At 53.5% G+C, this 22,915-nt stretch carries 24 protein-coding genes; all 24 read left to right on the forward strand.

The window, feature by feature from the left end; translation table 11 throughout:
- Positions 1-237 precede the first annotated feature (237 nt).
- The 24 genes from rho (at position 238) to O146_RS0104270 (ending at position 22,914) form a co-directional block, all read left to right on the forward strand.
- On the forward strand, positions 238-2,397 hold the full coding sequence (gene rho / locus O146_RS0104160; protein ID WP_027017747.1) for a transcription termination factor Rho: 2,160 nt from the start codon (positions 238-240) through the stop codon (positions 2,395-2,397).
- A gap of 3 nt (positions 2,398-2,400) precedes the next feature.
- Entirely contained in the window at positions 2,401-3,474 is a 1,074-nt protein-coding gene (gene prfA / locus O146_RS0104165; RefSeq protein ID WP_021353094.1) for a peptide chain release factor 1, read from the forward strand.
- A 3-nt stretch (positions 3,475-3,477) separates the two neighbouring features.
- Positions 3,478-4,368: a peptide chain release factor N(5)-glutamine methyltransferase gene (prmC, locus tag O146_RS0104170; RefSeq protein ID WP_425265829.1), complete on the forward strand. Its 891-nt coding sequence runs from the start codon at positions 3,478-3,480 to the stop codon at positions 4,366-4,368.
- Between the two features lie 134 nt (positions 4,369-4,502).
- Positions 4,503-5,165 (forward strand): L-threonylcarbamoyladenylate synthase, encoded by a 663-nt coding sequence (locus O146_RS0104175; RefSeq protein ID WP_027017749.1) that lies wholly within the window; start codon positions 4,503-4,505, stop codon positions 5,163-5,165.
- Complete coding sequence (locus O146_RS0104180; RefSeq protein WP_021353097.1) at positions 5,165-6,340, forward strand: glycosyltransferase family 4 protein; 1,176 nt, start codon at positions 5,165-5,167, stop codon at positions 6,338-6,340. Before O146_RS0104175 ends, O146_RS0104180 begins: the two co-directional genes overlap by 1 nt.
- Before the next feature lie 126 nt (positions 6,341-6,466).
- Positions 6,467-6,952: a Cg1360 family ATP-synthase-associated protein gene (locus tag O146_RS0104185; RefSeq protein ID WP_027017750.1), complete on the forward strand. Its 486-nt coding sequence runs from the start codon at positions 6,467-6,469 to the stop codon at positions 6,950-6,952.
- 365 nt (positions 6,953-7,317) lie between these two features.
- Complete coding sequence (atpB, locus tag O146_RS0104190; RefSeq protein ID WP_021353099.1) at positions 7,318-8,121, forward strand: F0F1 ATP synthase subunit A; 804 nt, start codon at positions 7,318-7,320, stop codon at positions 8,119-8,121.
- A gap of 94 nt (positions 8,122-8,215) precedes the next feature.
- On the forward strand, positions 8,216-8,452 hold the full coding sequence (locus tag O146_RS0104195) for an ATP synthase F0 subunit C (RefSeq protein ID WP_018120014.1): 237 nt from the start codon (positions 8,216-8,218) through the stop codon (positions 8,450-8,452).
- 45 nt (positions 8,453-8,497) lie between these two features.
- Complete coding sequence (locus tag O146_RS0104200; RefSeq protein ID WP_021353100.1) at positions 8,498-9,067, forward strand: F0F1 ATP synthase subunit B; 570 nt, start codon at positions 8,498-8,500, stop codon at positions 9,065-9,067.
- Between the two features lie 6 nt (positions 9,068-9,073).
- Positions 9,074-9,901 carry a F0F1 ATP synthase subunit delta gene (locus O146_RS0104205; RefSeq protein WP_027017751.1) on the forward strand — a complete coding sequence of 276 codons (828 nt, stop codon included), beginning with the start codon at positions 9,074-9,076 and terminating at the stop codon, positions 9,899-9,901.
- A 46-nt stretch (positions 9,902-9,947) separates the two neighbouring features.
- Positions 9,948-11,621 (forward strand): F0F1 ATP synthase subunit alpha, encoded by a 1,674-nt coding sequence (atpA, locus tag O146_RS0104210; protein ID WP_024272794.1) that lies wholly within the window; start codon positions 9,948-9,950, stop codon positions 11,619-11,621.
- A 57-nt stretch (positions 11,622-11,678) separates the two neighbouring features.
- On the forward strand, positions 11,679-12,653 hold the full coding sequence (locus O146_RS0104215; RefSeq protein WP_021353103.1) for a F0F1 ATP synthase subunit gamma: 975 nt from the start codon (positions 11,679-11,681) through the stop codon (positions 12,651-12,653).
- A 3-nt stretch (positions 12,654-12,656) separates the two neighbouring features.
- Positions 12,657-14,108, forward strand: coding sequence for a F0F1 ATP synthase subunit beta (atpD, locus tag O146_RS0104220; protein WP_021353104.1), 1,452 nt, complete (start codon positions 12,657-12,659; stop codon positions 14,106-14,108).
- A gap of 16 nt (positions 14,109-14,124) precedes the next feature.
- Positions 14,125-14,496, forward strand: a complete 372-nt coding sequence (locus O146_RS0104225; protein ID WP_021353105.1) for a F0F1 ATP synthase subunit epsilon — start codon at positions 14,125-14,127, stop codon at positions 14,494-14,496.
- 181 nt (positions 14,497-14,677) lie between these two features.
- Positions 14,678-15,115, forward strand: coding sequence for a DUF2550 domain-containing protein (locus O146_RS0104230; protein ID WP_024272795.1), 438 nt, complete (start codon positions 14,678-14,680; stop codon positions 15,113-15,115).
- 10 nt (positions 15,116-15,125) lie between these two features.
- Positions 15,126-15,818 carry an endonuclease NucS gene (gene nucS, locus O146_RS0104235; RefSeq protein WP_023019631.1) on the forward strand — a complete coding sequence of 231 codons (693 nt, stop codon included), beginning with the start codon at positions 15,126-15,128 and terminating at the stop codon, positions 15,816-15,818.
- A 78-nt stretch (positions 15,819-15,896) separates the two neighbouring features.
- Positions 15,897-16,139, forward strand: a complete 243-nt coding sequence (locus tag O146_RS12990; protein ID WP_081820574.1) for a hypothetical protein — start codon at positions 15,897-15,899, stop codon at positions 16,137-16,139.
- A 46-nt stretch (positions 16,140-16,185) separates the two neighbouring features.
- Entirely contained in the window at positions 16,186-16,512 is a 327-nt protein-coding gene (locus O146_RS0104240; protein WP_024272796.1) for an MTH1187 family thiamine-binding protein, read from the forward strand.
- Between the two features lie 121 nt (positions 16,513-16,633).
- Positions 16,634-17,698 carry a tetratricopeptide repeat protein gene (locus O146_RS0104245; RefSeq protein ID WP_051619246.1) on the forward strand — a complete coding sequence of 355 codons (1,065 nt, stop codon included), beginning with the start codon at positions 16,634-16,636 and terminating at the stop codon, positions 17,696-17,698.
- Between the two features lie 276 nt (positions 17,699-17,974).
- On the forward strand, positions 17,975-18,826 hold the full coding sequence (locus tag O146_RS0104250) for an ABC transporter ATP-binding protein (RefSeq protein ID WP_023019627.1): 852 nt from the start codon (positions 17,975-17,977) through the stop codon (positions 18,824-18,826).
- Between the two features lie 16 nt (positions 18,827-18,842).
- On the forward strand, positions 18,843-19,724 hold the full coding sequence (locus O146_RS0104255) for an NUDIX hydrolase (RefSeq protein WP_024272797.1): 882 nt from the start codon (positions 18,843-18,845) through the stop codon (positions 19,722-19,724).
- Between the two features lie 198 nt (positions 19,725-19,922).
- Complete coding sequence (locus O146_RS0104260; RefSeq protein ID WP_027017754.1) at positions 19,923-20,726, forward strand: electron transfer flavoprotein subunit beta/FixA family protein; 804 nt, start codon at positions 19,923-19,925, stop codon at positions 20,724-20,726.
- A gap of 27 nt (positions 20,727-20,753) precedes the next feature.
- Positions 20,754-21,719: an electron transfer flavoprotein subunit alpha/FixB family protein gene (locus tag O146_RS0104265; protein ID WP_023019624.1), complete on the forward strand. Its 966-nt coding sequence runs from the start codon at positions 20,754-20,756 to the stop codon at positions 21,717-21,719.
- A gap of 73 nt (positions 21,720-21,792) precedes the next feature.
- Positions 21,793-22,914: a cysteine desulfurase family protein gene (locus O146_RS0104270; RefSeq protein WP_021353114.1), complete on the forward strand. Its 1,122-nt coding sequence runs from the start codon at positions 21,793-21,795 to the stop codon at positions 22,912-22,914.
- Position 22,915 lies beyond the last annotated feature (1 nt).

A 22,915-nucleotide genomic window follows, 5' to 3' on the forward strand; every position in this document is an offset into this window, starting at 1 on the left:
TGCTGCGGTATTTCGCCGAGCGGGATCCGAATGAGAAATTTGGAATTAGTCTTTTAACTTTTCACTACTGCCACGGTGTTGCGCGCAGAAAGCAAGCAGCCGGAAGTGATGCCAAGGCATCTCACAATTTCTTCCGCGCACGCGTTGCGCACTGCCCGCGCCCAGGCTGTAGTCCGGGATCCCCGGTTATCGGGGCTACCTGAATCACGCGAGAAAAATCGACGCGAAAGGATATCCGTGAGCACAACGGACAACCCAGACCTGTATTCCATGAAGCTTCCTGAACTGCGGGAGCTTGCCATCGCCAAAGGGTTGAAAAGCATCACTGCCCTGCGTAAGGGAGAGCTGATCGTAGCAATTGAAACTGGTAAGGTGCCACGTAAATCCACTGAGAAACCGTTGCCGCGAATGAAGAAGTCCGAGTTAGAAGCACAGCGTGCCGCGCGATTGGCCGCTCAGGAATCCGGAACAGACAGCGTACGGAATTCGCCTGAAAAGGAGGCTCCGGCCTCAACCGAGCACACTGAGCAGTCCGTATCTGTAAAGCAAAATGTCACTGTGGATGGTGGCGACCGCGCTAGGGGCAGCAAAGAAGGACAGCAACAGCCGGGTCTAGAAAAGAACACCCCTGGTGCTGCACCAGAGGAAGAGACCCCTTCGCCTGCAGCAGCTCGCCGTGCGCGCCGGGCACGTGCTAAAGCTCGCGCTAACAACAACCAGCACAACCAGCAGCATGAACATGACCGGAATCGCCGGAACGACAATGATTCCCGTCGCGAATCGTTGCAGGCTACACAGGTGTCGGAGGCTGATGAAGCGGTTCAAGCGCAAGACCAGGAGCAGCAGCCCGTTGTGCAACATACTAGCCCGGCTGCTAACACCCGCAGAGGGCGTCGAGGTCGGCGCGTTCGTCGCTTAGGTGAAAACAATCACCAGCAGGAAGCGGCACAAAATGATTCCCAGAACCACAGCAGTACTGACAACAATGTTGTTGAGGTAGCAGATCGGGGTGGCCAATCTGAGCGTCAAGATCGTACTGACCATGACCACCGTAACCGCAATGCACGTGGTGGCCGCGACGACCGTGACAACCGGGGTCCACGGGAACACCGGAATCGTGGTAACAACCGCGACAATAACGAGTTAAGCAACGATCACTCTGGAAATAATCAGGGGGGTAACCACGATGGTGGCAATGACCAAGGCGGTAACAATGACAACCGCAATAACGGTCTGCAAGAAGTCGCGGGCATTCTGGAAGTAGTCGATGGCAATGCTGCCTTCTTGCGTACTACGGGATATCGTCCGAGTTCGCTTGATGTTTTCGTCAACACCAATTTGGTTCGCCGTTTCCATTTGCGTACTGGCGATTATCTAACCGGCAAGGTGAAAATGACCGGGGGCGGACAGTCGCACGGCAAAGGCCGTAATCGGAAAAAGTATAACCAGATGGTGTTCGTGGAAACCGTCAACGGTTTGCACCCTGAAGAAGCCAAGCAGCGACCACAATTCAGTAAGCTCACGCCGTTGTACCCGAATAAGCGTCTGCGTCTGGAAACTGAGCCGAAGATTCTAACCACCCGCGTGATTGACTTGATCATGCCGATTGGTAAAGGCCAGCGAGCGTTGATCGTTTCGCCACCAAAGGCTGGTAAAACGACCATCTTGCAGAACATCGCGAACGCAATCTCGACGAACAACCCGGAATGCTATCTGATGGTAGTGCTTGTCGACGAACGCCCAGAAGAAGTTACAGATATGCAACGCAACGTCAATGGTGAAGTCATTGCGTCAACCTTTGATCGTCCACCTTCAGAGCACACCGCGGTTGCCGAACTTGCTATTGAGCGTGCTAAGCGCTTAGTAGAACAGGGCCAGGATGTCGTTGTGCTGTTGGATTCGATCACCCGTCTGGGCCGTGCATACAATAATTCGTCACCAGCGTCTGGTCGTATCCTCTCGGGTGGTGTCGACTCGAACGCACTGTATCCACCGAAGCGATTCCTTGGTGCGGCCCGCAACATTGAAAACGGTGGGTCGTTGACGATCATTGCGACCGCTATGGTGGAGACCGGTTCGACTGGTGACACCGTGATTTTTGAAGAGTTCAAGGGCACTGGAAACGCAGAGCTGAAGCTGGACCGTGGAATCTCCGAGCGCCGTGTCTTCCCGGCGGTTGATGTCAACCCATCGGGCACGCGGAAAGACGAGTTGCTGTTGGTGCCAGAAGAAGCGCGCATTATGACGAAGCTGCGCAGGATTTTGTCCGCGTTGGATTCGCACCAGGCTATAGATTTGTTGATTAAACAGCTGCGGAAGACGAAGTCGAATGGCGAATTCTTGATGCAGGTTGCGTCGTCGGCTCCGATGGCAGCGGCGCTTGAAGAAGAGGACTAATTAATGGCTAATGAGGTATCACTTGTCGACGATGTCGTTTCTGAATATCGTGGCATTGAAGCCCAGATGTCAGATCCGTCAATTGCCGGTGACCAGGCACAATTCGGTAAGCTCTCGAAACGCTATGCCGAATTGCGGCCTATCATGCTCACCTATGAAGAGCTGACCGCAGCGAAAGAAGATCTAGAAGCTGCGCGGGAGATGGCTTACGAGGATCATGATTTTCAATCGGAAGCTGATGAACTTGCGGTACGAGTAGAACAGTTGCAGGAAAAGCTTGCTGACCTGTTAGCACCGCGGGATCCGCAAGATTCTGAAGATATCATTATGGAGATCAAGGCTGGTGCAGGTGGGGAAGAGGCCGCATTGTTCGCCGCTGACCTTGCCCGCATGTACGAGCGTTTCGCCGATAAGGCCGGTTTTGCCTGGAACGTACTTGCGCTGAATGAATCTGATCTCGGTGGCGTTAAAGATATGACGATTTCTTTCCGTGCGAAAAACCCTGGTCGTGATGGCGCTTGGGCATTTTTCAAGTATGAGGGCGGAGTGCACCGTGTACAGCGCGTGCCGGTAACCGAATCCCAGGGGCGCATCCAGACTTCCGCGGCTGGTGTTCTGGTCTACCCGGAGCCGGAAGAAGTGGAATCGGTCGACATCAACGAAAAAGACTTGCGTATCGACGTCTACCGTTCTTCAGGCAAAGGTGGACAAGGAGTCAACACCACGGACTCCGCAGTTCGTATCACGCACTTGCCGACCGGGCTGGTGGTGACCTGCCAGCAGGAGCGTTCACAGATCCAAAACAAAGCACGGGCCATGCAGGTGCTGCAGGCGCGGTTGGATCAGATTGAGCGGGAAAAAGCAGACGAAGAAGCGGGTGAACAAAGAGCTTCGCAGGTGCGGTCGATGGACCGTTCAGAACGAATTCGGACCTATAACTGGCCGGAAAACCGGATTGCGGATCACCGCATCGGATACAAAGCCAGTAACTTGGATAGCGTCCTCAATGGCGATATGCACGATTTGATCAAGGCTTTACAGGATCAAGAACGTGCTGAGCGCTTAGAGGCGAAGTAACGCGTGGAGTTTCCGGTGCCGGATAAGCAGCCACCGCTACACGCGGTGCTGCATTCAGCCATTCGTCGTTTCTCTGCTGCCGGTATTGCAAACGCCGCAGGTGAGGCTCGTTTACTTGCGGGACACTATCTTGCTGTAGGGTCCGCTGAAGTATTTCTTCATTTGCGCGAACCTGCTCCCAAAGGTTTAGCTTCGGCAATTGAGCGGCGAGAACGTCGTGAGCCGCTGCAACACATTATCGGATCTGCTCCCTTTGGACCGCTGGATATGCTCGTCGGGCCAGGCGTTTTCATTCCACGGCCAGAAACGGAAGTGCTTGCGCAATGGGCCGTCGACAAGCTTGTCGGCGACATTACTTCCGAGCACCCGGTGGTGTTAGATCTGTGCACCGGGACTGGCGCTCTTGCCGCTTATATTGCGCACGAGTTCAGCGCCGCCCGGGTCATTGGCGTGGAATATTCTTCACGAGCCATGCGATGGGCGGAAAAAAACCTGTACAACTTGCAGCAACATTATGGCCTCAACTATGAGTTAGTCGACGGAGATGTACTCGATCCGACGCTGCTAGCCGACATTGCGGGGCAGGTGGATCTCATAGTGTGCAATCCTCCGTATGTTCCGCGCGATGACACGTTAGATGCTGAGGTGTATGCGGATCCTGATGATGCCGTCTTCGCCGGCGAGAGCGGGATGGATGTTATTAATGGGCTCGCTGTGCAATGTGCGCGCTTATTAAGACCTGGCGGTTTAGTAGGTTTCGAACATGATGATGCAACTTCAGAACAATCACTCCAGGTGTTTAAAGCAGAAGCAGATTTTTGTGCCGTTACCCCGTTAGCTGATTTGACCGGCAGGAAGCGGTTTGTGACTGCTGCCAAACGCGTAAAATCTTAGCGCGTAGACTAAGCACGTATTGGCTGCGGCTCCGAGGGACATCTATATAGCGATCTCGAGTAGCCATGACCGGCCCGTGTGGGCACGGAGAAGTCGACAGCGATCACGTGAGGTATGAGAAAGGCAAAGGCGCAATGAGCACAACATATTCCTGCGATGACAGTAATCAACGCAACGCCGGAATAAGCGCAGCAGTAGAGGCAGCACGTGCTGGCGAGTTGGTGGTTATGCCGACTGACACTCTATACGGCCTAGGGTGTAATGCTTTTGACAATGATGCTGTCGCTCGGTTACTCGAGGCGAAACAACGGGGGCGAGACATGCCAATAGCCGTGCTCGTTGGTTCGTGGGCGACGGTCCAGGGCCTGGTCCGAGAATTCCCTGAACAAACCAAAACCCTGATTGAAGCATTTTGGCCAGGTGGACTGTCTCTTATCGTCCCGCAGGCTCCTTCGCTGCCTTGGGATCTGGGCGATACGCGTGGAACGGTTATGTTGCGCATGCCGTTGCACCCCGTGGCTATATCGCTCCTGCAGGAAGTTGGCCCAATGGCGGTTTCTTCGGCAAATATTTCTGGACAGAAGCCACCGAAATCGGTGTTTGAGGCGGAAAAGCAACTTGGGCGCAATGTCGCTGTCTACTTGGATGATGGTGATAGTCCTGTGGGGCAAGCCTCTACCATCGTTGATCTGTCGGGGTCGCACCCGGTGGTTTTGCGTGAGGGTGCAATTAGTACGGACCGAATTGCAGAAGTGCTTGGGCTTTCGCCGGAGGCACTGCATAAAGAGAAAAACTGATGGGAGCGGCGGGAATCCCGATACGGGAACTCGGACTGGTGCTTTTGGTTGCAGCAGCCGTGACGTTTCTGATCACTGGCCTGGTTCGCAGTGTAATGGTGCGTTCCGGACGCATAGCGGAAATCCGCGCGCGTGATGTGCACACTCAGCCAACTCCCCGGCTTGGTGGGGTTGCTATGTTCAGCGGCTTTTTGCTCGCGGTTGCTCTCGCAATGCAGTTACCCGCGTTGAACCGCGGTTTTATGCCCGTGACCCCGGAAATGACGGCGGTATTGTGGTCGGCTTTTGCCATTGTCATCGTTGGCGTGTTGGATGATTTATTTGAGCTAACTGCGGTGCTCAAGTTGGTGGGACAAATTGTTGCAGCCTGTTTGATGAGCCTGTTGGGATTAACCTGGACGCTGCTTTTTCTGCCGATTGGGGACGGAACCACGGTCGTACTCGATCAAGTCCAGTCTCTAATCTTGACCGTGTTGTTCACCGTGATGCTCATTAATGCCATAAATTTTGTAGATGGTTTGGATGGCTTAGCAGCTGGTTTGGGAATGATTGCGGGAGGCGCGATCTTAGTGTTTTCCCTGACAGTGTTATATGACCAAGGGGGAGCAGTTTCGGCATATCCACCAGCGATCATCGCCTCGGGTTTGGTCGGTATCTGTGCGGGATTTTTGCCTCATAACTTTGAGCCTTCAAGGATATTTATGGGTGATTCCGGCTCAATGCTGATTGGTACATTGTTGGCGGCGGCGGCGACCTCAGCGAGCGGCAAGATTAATATGTCCTTATACGGTGCAGCAGATGTGGTGGCGCTGGTTTCTCCATTCATTGTTGTGTTGGCAGCGGTTTTTGTGCCGGTATTGGACCTTATTCTCGCTGTGGTGCGCCGGGTAGCTCGTGGGCAATCGCCGATGGCGGCGGATAAGCAGCATATTCATCACAGATTGCTATCGCTCGGGCACACGCACCGACGAACAGTTTTGGTGTTGTACCTTTGGGTTGCTGTAGTCGCATTTGGTGCAGTGAGTTTTTCTGTCGTTCCGGCCTGGATAGCGCTGGCTGGGACGGTGTTTGCGCTTCTGATAGCAGGTCTTGTGACGATGATTCCGTTAAAGGCTGGAAAACTTGGTCGCAACGATCGAGCACTCAAATTTGTGTCCAATCAGTCACCTATTTAATACGGTCAAGCGTGCTTCATACATAGTTAGTACTGTGCTGAAGCAATTGCGATCTGTTAAATGGGGAGGCGGAAGCCGTGAATAAAGGTAAAAGAGTTTCCACGATATAGGGGCAGGAAAGATTTAATGAATCTAGCGAAAAATAAGGGATATAACACGGGCGATGGTCCTGATGGCGCGAAGAATCACGATCACGCTCAGGGGTTATCACCCTACGAGGATCATAGTTTGCCCCTCAAACGAGGGTTGCGGTTGGGAATTCGCGCACTGATCATCGCGACAATCGCTTCACTCGTGCTTTGGGGTGCAATTGCGGGACTACCGGGATTATCGGGGGTGCTTCTTGGCGCGGGTATCGGGGGAAGTTTCGTGCTGTTTACTGCTGTGAGCGTATTGCTCACTGCAAATACCACACCGTCCACAACGATGGCCGTTGTGCTTGGGAGTTGGTTACTAAAAATTACGCTGTTGGTGTTGGTTCTGTTTGCAATCCGAGATTTGGACTTCTACCACACTGTTTCATTATTCGTGACGGTCGTTGTAGTGCTCATCCTTACTTTAGGTACGGAAGTCTGGGCCATCGTTACATCCAAAGTTACTTTTGTTGGATAAAGTGGCCCCGGCAAAGGCAAACACTGCCGCAACTCTGTGACTTTAATTGCATGAAAAGTGAGAGACTTTTGCGAAAAATAACTGCGAATTTGTGCAGGTCAGCTTATTAATAGAAAAAGTTACCCCCACAAGGCGACAGAATCGGATTACGCTGATAATATACTGCACGGGTAACCGCAATAGTGGTGCGCCTTTCACAGGTAACTGTAAGGGTGTGACTGAAATGCTGCGCTGTTTCCCCTGCTGTTGCCGCGCTGATGTGCGACGGAGTCCGTGGTAACGGCAGCGAGTTTGAAGACGTCCATCGCACCGTATGAGTTATTCATGCGGCCCGAACACGGGAGAGAACGCTGAGCGTTACAACTATGGCCTTTCGAGGTGAGTTCCACTCGCCTGAACTGGACCCAGAATTTTTCCCGGGGCAATACTATGGCCACATCATCCTTGATGATTTCTTGGGTGGTTGGTTCGCGCTAGACCGCTTGATGCTTGTTCGCTTGCTAATGCTGGCGATCATGCTGGTGGTCTTCCTCGTCGCCTTTAGGAGCCCCAAGCTGGTTCCTTCAGGTTTGCAGAACGTCATGGAGTACGCGCTGGATTTTGTTCGGATCCACATTGCCGAAGACATTTTGGGCAAAAAGGAAGGTAGAAGGTTCCTGCCGATTCTCGCGGCAATCTTCTTCTCAGTTTTGTTCATGAATGTTTCGACGATCATTCCGGGCCTGAACATTTCGGCAAATGCACGTATCGGAATGCCGATCGCTCTTGCGCTACTGGCTTATATCACCATGATTTATGCCGGTGCAAAGCGCTATGGGTTCGGCAAATTCGTGAAGTCTTCGGTGGTGATTCCTAATCTGCCACCATTACTGCACGTTCTGGTCGTGCCGATCGAATTCTTCTCGACGTTCATCCTGCGTCCGATCACGCTGGCACTGCGTCTGATGGCAAACTTCCTTGCCGGTCACATTATTTTAGTGTTGCTGTTTAGCGCCACTAACTTCTTCTTCTGGCAGCTCAATGGCTGGACAGCACTATCCGGTGTGACGGTATTGGCAGCGGTCCTGTTTACCCTGTACGAAGTGATTATCATCTTCTTGCAGGCTTACATTTTCGCCTTGCTGACTGCGGTGTACATCGAATTGTCTTTGCACGCAGACGCACACTGACAAACTCGCGAACCACGCGGCTAATTACATAACCCCACAGCAACTACACTCTCGGTAAACCTTACCGAGAACCACGAAAGGGATTGACTTTCACATGAACGAGATCATCTTGGCACAGGCAACTGAGTCCTCCATCGAGCTGGGCGCCATCGGCTACGGATTGGCAACCATTGGCCCTGGTCTGGGTATCGGTATCTTGGTTGGTAAGACCGTGGAAGGTATGGCGCGTCAGCCTGAGATGGCTGGCCAGCTTCGTACCACCATGTTCCTTGGTATCGCCTTCGTTGAGGCTCTTGCCCTTATCGGCCTCGTTGCAGGCTTCCTGTTCTAAAAAGCGCGCGGAAATAACACCACACTTTTTAAGACTGGAGAGCCTATGAACGTCACTTATTTGCTTGCGGAGCATGGAGAGGAATTGCCACTCGAAAGTGGGAACTCCCTCCTTTTGCCTGCGAACTACGACATCGTCTGGTCGATCATTCCGCTTGCAGTTGTCGTCTTCCTCTTCGCAAAATTTGTGATCCCGAAATTCCAAGAAGTTCTTGACGAGCGCGAGGACCGGATTAAAGGCGGGATGGACCGCGCTGAAGCCGCCCAGGCTGAAGCAAAGGCAGCGTTGGAAAAATACAACGCACAACTGGCGGATGCCCGTGCAGAAGCTGCGACCATCCGTGAGGATGCTCGTAAGCGCGGCGAGCAAATCGAAGCCGAGCACAAAGCAAAGGCTGAAGAAGAAGCTACTCGCATCATTGAAGCTGGCAACAAGCAGCTTTCTGCGAACCGCGAACAAGTCATTGCGGATCTGCGATCAGATCTGGGACAAAACTCGATTAACTTGGCTGAGCGTTTGCTCGGCACCGAACTATCGGATGCTACTAAGCAATCCGGAACGGTAGATTCGTTCTTGTCCGAACTCGACAACGTGGCACCAGCCGCAAGAAAGTAGGCAAGCATGAAAGCAGCGAGCCGCGAAGCATTGCAACAACTTTACGCAGCTATTGACGAGACTTCGTCTCAGTCTTCGAATGCTGTAGAGGTTGACTCGCAGACCGGTTTGGAGATCTTTGAGGTCGTTGAAGCGATCGAAGGTGATCGACCCCTACGCGTTGCGCTTGCCAACAATGCAGCCTCTGCTGAACAAAGAGTGGCTTTGGCAGACGAGGTTTTTACGCAACACCTTTCTTCCAACGCTCTGAATGTTCTGAGAAAAGCAGTGGGGCTAACTTGGTCAACCCCACGAGACCTAAGAACCGGTTTGGTTGCGGGAGCTCGTCGCATCTTATTGCGGGGAGCGGAATACAAAAACCAGTTAGAACAGGTTGAGCAAGAGCTGTTTTCTTTGTCTCGTGTACTGGACCGGGAAGGCGAGCTATGCATGCTGCTGTCTGATCGCCGGGTTGAGGCTTCGAAACGACGCTCACTGCTTGCTCGACTCCTCGAAGGTAAAAACATCACGATGTTTAGCGAGGCGCTCGTGTTGCATGCGGTTGGCAGGATTGAAAAAGATCCGGCTAGCGATGTTGCCGCACTCGTTGAGCAGGCAGCCGAACTGCGCGGCCACAAGGTGGCTCGTGTAGTCAGTGCTGGAAGCTTGACTGGTGCACAGCGGGAAGCCCTCGCAGAAAAACTTCACACGATTTATGATCATCGGATGTCCATCCACAATGAGGTTGACCCCAGCCTCCTCGGTGGCGTGCGCATCCACGTTGGTAACGAAGTCATCGATGGCTCGACCAAGGCTAAGCTGGCGCGTATGCGTTCAGCGCTAAGCGTTGGTTAGAGCGTTTCTGACAGTGCTGACGTAATAAACGATCCTTATAAAGTAATTGCTGGAAAACACAACCGAGAGCAGGAAGAACATGGCGGAGCTAACGATCTCCTCCGACGAGATCCGTAGCGCGATTGCGAACTACACCTCGAGCTATTCCGCGGCGGCCTCCCGTGAGGAGGTCGGCGTGGTCATTTCGGCAGCCGACGGTATTGCCAACGTCTCTGGCCTACCGTCCGTTATGGCGAATGAGCTCCTGGAGTTCCCGGGCGGCGTTATTGGCGTCGCACAGAACTTGGACACTGATTCCATCGGTGTCGTAGTTCTGGGAAACTTCGAATCACTGGCAGAAGGTGATGAGGTTAAACGGACCGGAGAAGTACTTTCCATCCCCGTAGGCGAAGATTTTCTTGGCCGCGTGATTAATCCCCTGGGCCAACCAATCGATGGTCTGGGTGAGATCAAATCTGACAAAGAACGCGCACTTGAGTTGCAGGCCGCTGGCGTTCTTGACCGGCAGCCGGTCGAAGAACCAATGCAGACTGGCATCAAGGCGATTGATGCGATGACTCCAATCGGACGCGGCCAGCGCCAGCTGGTCATTGGCGACCGTAAGACCGGTAAGACCGCTCTGTGCATCGACACCATCCTTAACCAGAAGGCAAACTGGGAGTCCGGTGATCCGGACAAACAGGTGCGATGCATCTACGTTGCGATTGGCCAAAAGGGCACCACCATCGCCGGTGTTCGCCGTACGTTGGAAGAGCATGGGGCTCTTGAGTACACCACCATCGTTGCTGCACCAGCATCTGATGCCGCTGGTTTCAAGTGGTTGGCACCGTTCTCCGGTGCTGCCCTTGGCCAGCAGTGGATGTATGAAGGCAAGCACGTTTTGGTTATCTACGATGACTTGACGAAGCAGGCTGAGGCCTACCGCGCAATTTCGTTGCTGTTGCGCCGTCCACCAGGACGCGAAGCTTACCCAGGTGACGTTTTCTACTTGCACTCCCGTTTGCTTGAGCGCGCTGCAAAGCTTAACGATGAGCTCGGAGCAGGCTCGATGACTGCGTTGCCTGTTATTGAAACTAAGGCAAATGACGTCGGCGCCTTTATTCCGACCAACGTCATTTCGATTACGGACGGCCAGGTATTCTTGCAGTCCGATCTCTTCAACCAGGGCGTTCGCCCAGCTATCGATGTCGGTATCTCGGTATCCCGAGTCGGTGGTGCTGCTCAGACCAAGGGCATGAAGAAGGTTGCAGGTAACCTTCGTCTTGATCTGGCCGCATATCGTGACTTGGAAGCGTTCGCCACCTTTGCTTCGGATCTGGATGCTGCGTCCAAGGCCCAGCTTGATCGCGGCCAGCGCCTGGTTGAACTGTTGAAGCAGCCAGAGTCCAGCCCTCAGAATGTGGAATTCCAAATCGTCTCGATTTGGTTGGCTTCGGAAGGCGCCTTCGACAACGTTCCGGTTGAGGACACTCGCCGATACGAAACCGAACTCCACGAGTACTTGCAGGGTGAGGTTCCACAGGTATACGAGCAAATCCAGGGCGGTAAGCCTTTGGATGATGACTCCAAGGAAGCTTTGCGCAATGCTAACGACGAATTCGCGAAGGGTTTCCAAACCACCTCCGGTGAGCCTGTGATCGACAACCACGAAGATCCTCTGGAGGAATCTGAAGTGGAAAAGAACCAGCTCAACGTCTCCCGAAAGAGCGTCAAGAAGTAACTAGCAGTAGTAACTCTGATTGCTTCGAGATAAGGAAAGAAGGGAGGGAAGGAAACCATGGCTACTCTTCGCGAATTACGCGACCGAATTCGGTCGGTTAACTCAACGAAGAAAATCACCAAAGCGCAGGAAATGATTGCCACCTCGCGCATTAACAAAGCTTTGGCTCGTGTGGAAGAAGCACAGCCATACGCTGAGGAGATGCAAGAAGTGATGGAGCGCCTGGCGTCTGCAACGACGCTGGAACACCCTATGCTGAAGCCACGCGAGCACGTAAAGACGGCCGCAGTGCTAGTCATTACTTCTGATCGCGGCATGTGTGGTGGTTACAATTACAACGTGCTGAAACGTGCCAATGAGTTGGAGAAACTCTTGGACGAAAAAGGCTATGAGGTCAAGCGTTACGTTGCCGGCGGTAAAGGCGTTGATTTCTATCAATTCCGTGGCGTCGACATCGCAGGGCAGTGGACTGGTTTTTCCCAGGACCCAAGCATGGAAGCTACCCATGATATGCGCCAGCATCTCATCGAAGGCTTCCAAGCAAGCTCTGAAGGAACTGCGCCACATCGCGACGGAGTCAATGTTGTCGAAGGTGAAGACCTGCTCGGCTTTGATTCGGTCCACGTAGTTCACACAACGTTTGAATCTATGCTCGTACAGGAAGTAAACGTTCATCAGTTGCTTCCAATTGAGCCTGTTTACCAAGAGGAAGAAGTCGTCGACGAAGGTTTTTCGACTACTCACGGCGAAACTGAAGCTCAGATGGAATTCGAGCCGGATCCAGAATTATTACTGGAATCCCTGCTCCCGAAGTACGTCTCACGTATTCTGTACGCAATGCTTCTGGAAGCATCGGCTGCGGAGTCTGCCGCGCGCCGTACAGCCATGAAAGCTGCGACGGATAATGCGACCGAGTTGGTCAACGACCTGTCGCGCGTTGCTAACCAGGCTCGTCAGGCACAGATTACCCAGGAAATCAACGAGATCGTCGGTGGCGCTGGTGCGCTTGCCGGCAGCGGAGAAAGTGACTAAATCATGACTACAGCTCTCGATGAGCAGAACACGCAGGAAGGTAGCGCCAACGCTACCGGCCGCGTCGTGCGCGTCACCGGTGCGGTCGTCGACGTGGAATTTCCGCGTGGAGCGATGCCTGCTCTGTACAACGCGCTGACTGTCGAGGTCACCCTCGAGGCAGTCGCCAAGACCATCACGCTTGAGGTTGCACAGCACCTCGGCGATAACCTGATCCGGACCATTGCGTTGGCACCTACGGACGGTCTCGTCCGTGGCGCTGAGGTTATCGACACTGGTAAGCCAATTACTGTTCCCGTCGGCGATGCCGTCAAAGGACACGTCTTCAATGCGCTCGGTGAGTGTTTGGACGAACCAGGATTGGGCCGCGACGGCGAACAGTGGGGAATCCACCGCGATCCGCCACCATTCGATGCGCTGGAGGGCAAAACCGAGATTCTGGAGACTGGAATCAAGGTTATCGACCTCCTTACCCCTTACGTTAAGGGTGGCAAAATTGGTCTGTTCGGTGGCGCCGGCGTCGGCAAGACCGTTCTTATCCAGGAAATGATCACTCGTATCGCTCGTAACTTCTCCGGTACTTCCGTGTTCGCCGGCGTCGGTGAGCGTACCCGTGAGGGTACTGACCTGTTCCTGGAAATGGAAGAGATGGGCGTGTTGCAAGACACCGCCCTTGTCTTCGGTCAAATGGACGAACCACCAGGGGTTCGTATGCGCGTGGCCTTGTCTGGTCTAACCATGGCTGAATATTTCCGCGACGTTCAAAACCAGGACGTTTTGTTGTTCATTGACAACATCTTCCGTTTTACTCAGGCAGGTTCCGAGGTTTCCACGCTGTTGGGCCGTATGCCTTCCGCCGTGGGTTATCAGCCAACATTGGCTGATGAGATGGGTGTTTTGCAGGAACGGATTACCTCTACACGTGGTAAGTCAATTACTTCCCTGCAGGCCGTTTACGTCCCCGCCGACGACTACACCGACCCGGCTCCAGCTACTACCTTCGCGCACTTGGACGCGACAACCGAGCTGGATCGTTCGATTGCGTCGAAGGGTATTTACCCTGCCGTGAACCCACTGTCTTCGACCTCCCGTATCCTCGAGCCTGGCATCGTGGGTGAGCGCCACTACGCGATCGCACAGCGCGTCATCAACATCCTGCAGAAGAACAAGGAATTGCAGGACATCATCGCCATCTTGGGTATGGATGAGTTGTCAGAAGAAGACAAGGTGACCGTTCAGCGGGCCCGTCGTATCCAGCGCTTCTTGGGACAGAACTTCTACGTCGCAGAGAAGTTCACCGGCTTGCCAGGTTCTACCGTTCCTCTGGAAGAAACCATCGACGCTTTCGAACGCATCTGTGATGGTGAGTTTGACCACTATCCAGAGATGGCTTTCGATGGTTTGGGTGGCCTCGATGATGTCGAGGCAAAATACAAAAAGATGAACGAGAAGTAGGAAGTAGGCGACACACATGGCTGAATTCACCGTGGAACTCGTCGCGGTCGACCGTAAGCTTTGGTCCGGCCAGGCCACCATGGTCACTGCTGAGACCACCGATGGTGAGCTCGGCGTGTTGCCTGGGCACCAGCCCCTACTCGGTCAGTTGTTGGACAACGGTGTTGTGACGATTACCGGTGCCAATGGCGATCGTGTTGTCTTTGGCGTACAGGGCGGTTTCCTCTCCGTATCCAAGGAGAAGGTTACGGTCTTGGCTGATTGGGCGATCACATCTGAAGAGTGGGATTCTTCTACCGTCGAAGAATACGAAACCTCCGACGATGAATACGTCCGTGCGCACGGAATTACCGCACGCCGTGCCCAGCGTCGCGCAGAGTTAATCTAATCCTGCTGTCTGGCTCCAACACAGACGGTTAATCGGAAAGGCTTTTCCCAAACTTGGGAAAAGCCTTTTTGCGTACGTACCGCAGTTTGCCGATGAAAACATTTCACAAACGCTATCTCACGCATTAAACTGGTTTGAAATCTCTTCTGTTAGTTAAGGTGGCAGCTTAATGCAGGATATTATGGGTAGCTTCTTACCAGTATGCGTATTATTGGCGCTAGTTTTCGTCGCAGGCTTGGCTGCGTGGAGGTTCTTCACTCTGCGGTCGAAAGGCAATGCGGTCATAGCTCGGCGTCTTCCTGCGAAGGGTACACACGGCTGGCGTCATGGCCGGATAGTCTGTGATGGCCAGCAGCTAAATATGTACAAGCTTCGTTCATTATCACCCTCTGCAGATGTAATACTCGAACGTCAAGAATTGACGCTCCACCGTCAACGTTCAGTGACAGATGCCGAGGGTTCTTTTATGTCCTCATCACTTCAGGTGCTCGAAGTATCGACGCCCGACGACCACTTTGAATTAGCCGTAGATAACGCTACGGCGATGGCACTCTGCTCATGGCTGGAATCTGCTCCGGATAGCCGGCAAGAAAGGTACAAGCCGCAGCGTCTGCGCTAGGGTAGTGGGCATGCGTTTAGTGATTGCCCGATGTTCTGTCGACTATGTCGGCAGGTTGGATGCCCATTTGCCCGCTGCTGATCGCTTGATCATGGTCAAATCGGATGGATCTGTCTCGGTCCATGCGGACAACCGTGCGTATAAACCGCTGAACTGGATGACTTCTCCGTGTACATTGGCCGAATCCCCGATTACTGATATCGATGGGGAAGATACTGAAGAAAAACTTTGGGTAGTTGAAAACCCCCAAGGTGAGCAGTTGCGCATTACTCTGCATCGCGTATTCCATGATTCGAGCCACGATCTTGGGGAGGATCCAGGTTTGGTCAAAGACGGGGTGGAAGCGCATTTGCAGGAATTGCTTGCGGAACATATTACGACGCTTGGTGATGGTTACACACTCGTGCGCCGAGAATATCCGACTGGTATCGGCCCGGTAGATATTTTGGCGCGCAATGCGGCTGGTGAAACCGTCGCTGTTGAGATTAAACGTCGCGGTGGTATTGATGGGGTTGAGCAGCTGTCTCGGTATCTTGAGCTGTTGAACCGGGATAGCCTCTTGGCTCCAGTGCATGGAGTGTTTGCGGCACAACAAATTAAAGAACAAGCCAAAGCCCTGGCCCGAGACCGGGGTATTCGGTGTGTGACGCTGGATTATCAAGAACTGCGCGGGCTGGAAACTAACGAATTGCGGTTGTTTTAAGTGGGAGCGAAGAAACCTCGCGGCCCAAAAGGCAAGAAGTCAGGTAAAGCATGGCGGGCGCAACATAGGCCGTTCAGTATCCCGGCTGATGGGGGTTCCCTGTTTGGCACACAAGTGACTGAAGGCCCAAGTTGGGATTTCGGTAGGCCGTATCAATATCGGCAGATCGCGGCGCTGCGCGCAGTTAAATACTATGTGTGCCCTGGCTGCAATCTCGACATTCCGCCGGGGGTCGCGCATATTGTTGCTTGGCCGCGCGATTCCGGTGGGCGAGGGGATGATCGCCGTCATTGGCATGCGCGCTGTTGGCAGCGTCGTTAAGAATGCGGTGCGCGTTGTCTTTGCAGAAACAGGTAGCCTGGAAGATATGATTGTGGCTTTTTCTGTAGCACCCACTACCACAAATGAGACTGGTGAAATGTCTGAAGCGGTCGCTGAGGCCGTGCGCGTCGTCCGTGAATCGGGGCTGCCGAACGAGACAAATTCGATGTTTACCTTATTGGAAGGTGAGTGGGATGAGGTCTTCGCGGTGATTAAGAAAGCGACTTCCGCAGTAGAGGCTGTTTCTCCACGTGTTTCACTGGTTATCAAAGCGGATATTCGCCAGGGCGTAACCAACGGTTTGACTGCCAAGGTCGACGCCGTGAACCGGCATCTCGCAGAAACTTCGGAGAATGCATCAAGAGGGGATTAATACCGCGGTCCCGCTGAAAACAATGAAGACAGATCGTTGTGAAGCTCTAGCTCTATCGCCGATTTTCTTGGTTGCTAGTTCCCATCACAACCTTGAGGATTTTTAGGAAGGCAGAATTTTAATGACTATTCCGCAGCAACCAGCCGACCAGAACCCCGGGGACCGCCCTGATTCAGCTAGGCAAGAACCAGCACGTTTCGCCGCATCGGCGGTGGATCTGCAACAACTGAAAAATCGTGCCCAAGCAACCGCCGGTGGTGCAAACACCGCTGGCTTAGCTAATTCCGCCGGCACAGGCGCGACTGGTCATACCGGAAACGCACGCCCAGATCGCGGCACAGGGACGCAAATACCTGCTTATTTCGAGGTAAACGAGCACAATTTCGAAACTGATGTGGTTCGTCGTTCTGCGGAAGTGCCCGTTGTCGTGTTGCTGGGTACTTCGAGAGCTGCTGAGTCGGATGAGATGAAGCGCAACTTTGAAGAGCTGGTTGTAAAAGATTCCACGCTGGGCAAGATTATTTTCGGTTATGTGGATGCTGATAAAAACCCAGCCATCGTGCAAGCTTTTAGAGCAGAAGCGGTACCAACTGTGGTGGCTTTGGGGCAAGGGCAGCCGCTCACTCAATTTCAAGGTGTTCAACCCGTTGGGGTTTTGCAGCAGTGGGTGGACGCGTTAATTCAACAGATTGGTTCTAAACTGCCCGGAACATCGCAGCCAATCGTTAATCCAGCAGATGCTACTGGAAAGCAGGATACTGATTCGGAAATCGACCCGCGGCACGATGCTGCTGAACAAGCCCTGGCTAGAGGAGATTATGGGCAGGCACGTGAGCATTATGATGCTATTTTGGAGGATAATCCAGACGACAAACAGGCTGATTTAGCTCTTAAGACCGTGGAAGTCATCGAGCGGTTCGATCCAGCAAACCGCAGCGGTGATGCTGTACAAGATGGAGATGCGGCGCCGCACGACGTCGGTAAGCAACTCGATGCTGCTGACGCCGAGGTATTAGCCGGGGTCCCAGAGAAAGCTTTTGCTCGTCTGATTTCCACTATGAAGCTGACTGCAGGTGCAGACAAAGATCGTTTGCGGACCCGGGTTATCTCGTTGTTCGAATTATTTGATCCGGCAGACCCACGGGTAAAACAAGCTCGTACTGATTTGGCGAGCGCATTATTTTAAGAACTATTCGCGAGTTCCAGTGCAAGGCAGCGTTTGCAGCATTCCGTTCTCGATGAGTCCTAAATTGACTGGGATTAACGGTGAGAAAGATCTGGTCTGGCGCTTGAGACTTTTCATCCCCTTTTTCGGGTCGTGGCATAAGCTAGAAGAGGAGTATCCATGAGTTTGAGACTGCGTGATCTGAGCCTAGAAAACCGCGGCAAGGCCGGAAGCTCATTCAATCCTGGAGAACTTAGGAATAGTTTTTGCACCGCGAAGAAAGAGACGATTTAGATTATGACTTCGAACTCCGCACATCTCACACCTGAAACTAGCGAAGACTTGTTGATCGATTTCCGACAAGTCGGATTACGCCGCGGTGGAAATCGTTTGGTTGGACCTGTCGACTGGCAGGTCGAGCTGGATGAGCGCTGGGTAATTATTGGTCCCAATGGGGCCGGTAAAACTTCATTGGTTCGTATGGCTTCAGCCGAAGAATTTCCCTCGGAAGGTACTGCTTTCGTGATGGGGCAGAGATTTGGGGCTGCCGATATGCGTGACGTACGAGCGATGGTCGGAATTTCTTCCGCGGCTCTCGCCAACCGTATTCCTGCTGGTGAACGTGTAGACGACTTAGTGGTTTCTGCTGGTTATGCGGTGCTAGGCCGTTGGCGGGAAGACTACGAATCACTGGATTTTGAACGAGCCTACGATACCCTGGAGCAGGTTGGTGCTTTTCACCTTATGGAGCGCACTTGGGGAACGCTGTCGGAGGGCGAACGAAAAAGAGTTTTGCTGGCTCGCGCTTTGATGACGGATCCAGAACTGTTGATTTTGGATGAACCATCTGCAGGTATGGATCTAGGGGGACGAGAGGATCTGGTTGGGTATCTGGGTGAGCTCGCGTTGGATCCTGATGCACCAGCAATCGTGATGATTACCCATCATGTGGAAGAGATCCCGGAAGGTTTCACTCACGCCATGCTGCTGGACGAAGGCGAAGTCGTGGCACAAGGTTTGCTGGATGATGTTTTGACTTCAGAAAACCTCACGAAAGCCTTCCATCAACCGATTCAGGTGGATCGGTTGGGATCACGCTTTTTTGCTCGGCGTACGAGTCGGGGCCGTGGTTCGCACCGCGCCGGATAGGTCGGTTGAGGTTTTCATGCCAGATTTTTCGACGCATACGCAATTTCACTGTCAGCATCATAGCGATCAAATAGATGCGATTGATCCGGCGGAAATGACTGGTTACCGGGGGGCTCGGTTGGCGGCCACCGTCTTGTTGGTCCGCGATGGTGTGCAAGGTCTTGAAGTTTTCGCTCAAGAGCGGGTGTCGACCATGCGCAATTTTCCGGGAATTACTGTGTTTCCTGGCGGCGGGGTTGATCATCGCGATTTCCCGGCTCGATCGTGGGACTCTGGTGAACATTGGTGCGGGCCATCGGCAGTTTCGCTGGCGCGCAGAATGGAAACCAATAAGTATAAAGCCCACGCGTTGGTGTTTGCTGCAGTCCGAGAACTTTTCGAAGAAGCAGGCGCGCTATTGGCGGTACATGGCGACGGTGCACCAATTGCGAACGTGGCTCCATATGATTATGCGCGTCGCAGCTTGGAATCGCATGAGATCGCGCTATCTGATCTCATGCACAAACATGATTTGAAGGTTCGCTCGGATTTGTTGCGTCCGTGGGCCCGGTGGGTCGGAAAATCTGATCGTACGCATCTGTGGTTCGATACTTTTTCTTTTGTTGCCCGTGTTCCTGATGGTCAGCGCCCGGCTCCTGATCCGGGCGGCGAAGCGGAAGACGCGAATTGGTTTTCCCCGCAGCTGCTTCTCGACGGTTGGCGAGCAGGGTTAGTTCGGTTTGTTTTGCCTACATGGGCGCAGTTACAAAAACTAGCCGGGTGTAAGACTGTTGATGAGGCGATGCGGTGCGCCGATGAAACGGTGATTCATCCGATTGTTGGTAAATGTTGGGAAGATCCTGCGTATCGAGAATTTTTGGAGTTTCAACCGGAAGATCGGATTGGGAAAATGCCATAATCTTAGCTATCTAATTCAACGGTCGGTCTATTTTAACTAGACCGAGTGGTACAGTTGTTTGCGGTAGGTCGCCTATCGCATGTAACGAGCAGGTGCAGCGCACCGTTGTATGATGCGCTTCAGAGACCAGACGCGTCTGCATTAATAACGAACCGCACAAACAAATTCTGAACTGTGAAAGAAAGGCAGGTGGCAATGATGCCAACCATCGTGGTCTTGGTGAAGACCGTGCCGGATACCTGGTCCACCAAGACGTTGCGTGACGACGCACGTTTGGATCGCGAATCTGTCGACGTCATTATTGATGAGATCAACGAGTTCTCCGTCGAACAGGCCCTTCGGGTTCGCGAAGAGGCAGTGAAACAAGGCTCTGAATATCAAGTGATTGCTTTGAGCATGGGGCCGGCTCATCATGAGGACGCTCTTAGAAAAGCGATTGCTATGGGGGTCGACGATGCGGTGCATATCACGGATGAGGCACTGGCTGGCAGCGATGTTTTGGGCACTGCTTTTGCCCTGCATAGCGCGCTCGAGACCATTGATGATGTGCAGCTTGTGATCGGGGGTAACTATTCCTCTGACGGTTCTACTGGCACCGTGCCTGGACTTCTAGCAGAATTCCAAGAGATTCCCGCGCTCACTGCTGTGCACTCGCTTTCCGTGGATGGAGATACCGTATCTGCGGTTCGTGAAGATAACCGGGGCACCTGGCAGCTCGAAGCTAAGCTACCAGCATTAGTGACGGTGACTGATAAAGCTGATAGCCCGCGATTCCCGAAGTTCAAAGGCTTACGCCAAGCAAAAAAGCATGAGATGAAGACGGTTGATATAGCTGGCATCGGCCTGGATGCCGATATGGTTGGAGCGGCTAACGCCACCACGAATGTGATCAGCCATAATCAGCGCCCTACGCGCAGCGCTGGTGTAATGATCGATTCCGGAAGCCCGGAAGAACAAGCTCGCAAAATTGCTGATTACCTGGCAGAAAACAACCTCATTTAACTTCGCGAACTAGGGAGCAATACTGATATGGCACACGTATACGTGCTGATAGAACATGAAAACGGGCAACTGAATCCGGTTAGTAAGGAATTGATTGCTGCAGCACGGCCTTTGGGGTCGGTGCATGCTGTCGTCGTCAGCGCACCTGGTGGTTGTGAACAACTGCCCGCCGAGCTTGCCAGTGCCGGAGTGGACAAGATTTATTCTGCGGAGGTTGCGGATTATGAGCAGCGTTTAGTGCTGCCAGAAGTCGATGCGCTGTCTACAGTTGCTGCGTCGAATCCCGGCCCGATTGTGGTTGCCGCGGGCACGGCGGGTAACGAAATCGTCGGCCGTCTGGGTGCACGTCTGGCGTCTGGAATTCTTAGTGATGTAGTGGGCATCAATGCTGATGGTACTGCGCAACACAGTATTTTTGGTGGCTCAGTGGATGTTGTTGCGCAAGCAGAGGGTGATTGCCCGTTGTATAGCTTGCGTCCCGGTGCAGTAGAACCGGAAGCCAATCCCGTGCAAGGGGCAGGCAACCTCGAAAAGATTGTGCTCGGCGGCGCCGCTGAGAATGAAGCACGTGTTGCTTCCTTTACTCCCGCCGTCAAAGGCGACCGGCCAGATTTGCTGCAAGCGAAAAACGTGGTTGCTGGCGGACGGGGAGTCGGTTCGGCAGAGAATTTCGCCGACGTTATCGAGCCACTGGCAGACAGCTTGGGTGCGGCCGTAGGCGCCACGCGTGATGCGGTGGATGATGGTATGTACGCTCCTGCACACCAGATTGGACAAACCGGTGTGACCGTCAGCCCGAAGCTGTATATCGGTCTCGGAATTTCTGGTGCAATCCAACATCTAGCAGGTATGCAGACTGCAGAACACATCATCGTCGTCAACCAGGATGCGGATGAGCCGTTTTTCGCCGTCGCAGATCTGGGTGTAGTGGGCGATTTGCATGAGATAGCGCCCGCCCTAACTGCGGAGCTACGAGCACGAGCACAGAGCTAGGTTCAGCGAGGACGCACTGGCGCCGTGGGCAGGGCCTCGTGGCGCCATGGAATAGGGAAGTAGAGTGGAGTCTATGACTTACCTTGATCACGCTGCCACTACTCCTATGCGCCAGTCGGCGATTGACGCGTGGGTGCACGCAGCCGGTGAACTGAACCCAAACGGGCAATACGCTGCGGGTAGGAAAGCGCGTAGTGTTCTGGATTCCGCACGCGAGTCCGTTGCGGAGCTATTGGGGTGTGAACCGATTGAGGTGATTTTTACCGCCTCTGGTACCGAAGCCGACAATATTGCTCTGCAGGGTTTATACGCCGCTAGCGAATCGAGGCGGATTATCCTCCCGCCTTCGGAGCATTCTGCTATCCGTGACGTAGCCAACGCGTTGGCTAGCCAGGGGGCAGAGATTGTGGATCTTCCTGTCGACGGGGCGGCCCGTGTATGTGATCTTTCTGCTCTCGACACCCAAGCGGCTGTAGCCGCTTGTATGTATGCGAACAATGAGATCGGTACCATTCAGCCGATCCCCGAAATTGCTGAACGTGCAGCAGCAGCCGGGACTCCCTTGCACGTGGATGCAGTGCAAGCCGTCGGCAAGCTTCCGATTCATTTCCATGAATTACAGGCGACTACCTTGGCGGCTAGCGCACATAAATTTGGTGGGCCACGGGGCGCTGGTTTGTTGTTAGCGAAACGTACCCCGGCGCCGAAACCGGTCTACTTGGGTGGCGGACAAGAACGTGGAATTCGTCCAGGTACCGTCGATGTCGCTGGTGCAGCGGGTTTGGCAGCGGCATTGCGGGAATCTTTAGAGGAGCATGAACAACAACGTGTGCGCCTGGCGCAGTTACGAGATAAACTGCGTTCCTTTATCACCACGCATATCGATGATGTAGTTGTTAACACGGTAGAGCCAGCTTTACCGACGCATCTCCACGTCTCTTTCTTAGGCACCGATGGTGATAGTTTGATCATGCTGATGGACCGCGCAGGTATTGCGGTTTCCACAGGATCAGCGTGCGCAGCCGGGGTAAATCGTTTCAGTCATGTGCTTGAAGCCATGGAAACTGACGAGGCGCGTGCGCGTGGTGCATTGCGATTTAGTCTTGGGTACAGCACTACTGAAGAAGATATAGCGGTTGTGTGCCAACAGCTGCCGGATATTATTGCCACCGCCCGAAAAGTTGCAGGCCTCTAGC

The organism is Corynebacterium pseudodiphtheriticum DSM 44287 (assembly GCF_000688415.1).
GTDB classification, from domain to species: domain Bacteria; phylum Actinomycetota; class Actinomycetes; order Mycobacteriales; family Mycobacteriaceae; genus Corynebacterium; species Corynebacterium pseudodiphtheriticum.

Excerpts from the sequence above, each read along its gene's own strand:
- prfA (WP_021353094.1), top strand. The coding sequence starts at position 2,401 with ATGGCTAATGAGGTATCACTTGTCGACGATGTCGTTTCTGAATATCGT.
- O146_RS0104175 (WP_027017749.1), top strand. The coding sequence starts at position 4,503 with ATGAGCACAACATATTCCTGCGATGACAGTAATCAACGCAACGCCGGA.
- O146_RS0104180 (WP_021353097.1), top strand. The coding sequence starts at position 5,165 with ATGGGAGCGGCGGGAATCCCGATACGGGAACTCGGACTGGTGCTTTTG.
- O146_RS0104185 (WP_027017750.1), top strand. The coding sequence starts at position 6,467 with ATGAATCTAGCGAAAAATAAGGGATATAACACGGGCGATGGTCCTGAT.
- atpB (WP_021353099.1), top strand. The coding sequence starts at position 7,318 with ATGGCCTTTCGAGGTGAGTTCCACTCGCCTGAACTGGACCCAGAATTT.
- O146_RS0104195 (WP_018120014.1), top strand. The coding sequence starts at position 8,216 with ATGAACGAGATCATCTTGGCACAGGCAACTGAGTCCTCCATCGAGCTG.
- O146_RS0104200 (WP_021353100.1), top strand. The coding sequence starts at position 8,498 with ATGAACGTCACTTATTTGCTTGCGGAGCATGGAGAGGAATTGCCACTC.
- O146_RS0104205 (WP_027017751.1), top strand. The coding sequence starts at position 9,074 with ATGAAAGCAGCGAGCCGCGAAGCATTGCAACAACTTTACGCAGCTATT.
- O146_RS0104215 (WP_021353103.1), top strand. The coding sequence starts at position 11,679 with ATGGCTACTCTTCGCGAATTACGCGACCGAATTCGGTCGGTTAACTCA.
- atpD (WP_021353104.1), top strand. The coding sequence starts at position 12,657 with ATGACTACAGCTCTCGATGAGCAGAACACGCAGGAAGGTAGCGCCAAC.
- O146_RS0104225 (WP_021353105.1), top strand. The coding sequence starts at position 14,125 with ATGGCTGAATTCACCGTGGAACTCGTCGCGGTCGACCGTAAGCTTTGG.
- O146_RS0104230 (WP_024272795.1), top strand. The coding sequence starts at position 14,678 with ATGGGTAGCTTCTTACCAGTATGCGTATTATTGGCGCTAGTTTTCGTC.
- nucS (WP_023019631.1), top strand. The coding sequence starts at position 15,126 with ATGCGTTTAGTGATTGCCCGATGTTCTGTCGACTATGTCGGCAGGTTG.
- O146_RS0104240 (WP_024272796.1), top strand. The coding sequence starts at position 16,186 with ATGATTGTGGCTTTTTCTGTAGCACCCACTACCACAAATGAGACTGGT.
- O146_RS0104245 (WP_051619246.1), top strand. The coding sequence starts at position 16,634 with ATGACTATTCCGCAGCAACCAGCCGACCAGAACCCCGGGGACCGCCCT.
- O146_RS0104250 (WP_023019627.1), top strand. The coding sequence starts at position 17,975 with ATGACTTCGAACTCCGCACATCTCACACCTGAAACTAGCGAAGACTTG.
- O146_RS0104255 (WP_024272797.1), top strand. The coding sequence starts at position 18,843 with ATGCCAGATTTTTCGACGCATACGCAATTTCACTGTCAGCATCATAGC.
- O146_RS0104260 (WP_027017754.1), top strand. The coding sequence starts at position 19,923 with ATGCCAACCATCGTGGTCTTGGTGAAGACCGTGCCGGATACCTGGTCC.
- O146_RS0104265 (WP_023019624.1), top strand. The coding sequence starts at position 20,754 with ATGGCACACGTATACGTGCTGATAGAACATGAAAACGGGCAACTGAAT.
- O146_RS0104270 (WP_021353114.1), top strand. The coding sequence starts at position 21,793 with ATGACTTACCTTGATCACGCTGCCACTACTCCTATGCGCCAGTCGGCG.